This window comes from uncultured Psychroserpens sp. (assembly GCF_947494225.1).
GTDB lineage: Bacteria > Bacteroidota > Bacteroidia > Flavobacteriales > Flavobacteriaceae > Psychroserpens.
Genome location: NZ_CANLUG010000038.1, coordinates 1 through 239, shown reverse-complemented (window position 1 = coordinate 239; position 239 = coordinate 1). Strand labels below are relative to the sequence as shown.

1 pseudogene is annotated in these 239 nt (G+C 43.1%); it reads right to left on the bottom strand.

Features of this window, described 5'->3' with window-relative positions:
- Positions 1-239, bottom strand: a pseudogene (locus tag Q0893_RS19555) (hypothetical protein); the annotation flags it as partial.

The following is a 239-nucleotide window of genomic DNA, read 5'->3' as shown; positions in this document are numbered from 1 at the left end:
CTTACCTCTATAACATGTGTGTCTGCAAAGGCCTCTGTGGTTACTGTAGCTGTAACCTCTGGTGGATCACTCTCTATCACCTCGGTACTATCACTACTCTCACACATAGTCACTGTAGAGGTCGTGATATCTGTAACCGTTACACTATAAGTACCGCCCTCAGTTGGCATATAACTACCATCTGTTGCTCCTACAATCTCTACGCCATTAAAAAACCATACAAAACTATAGGTTGGACT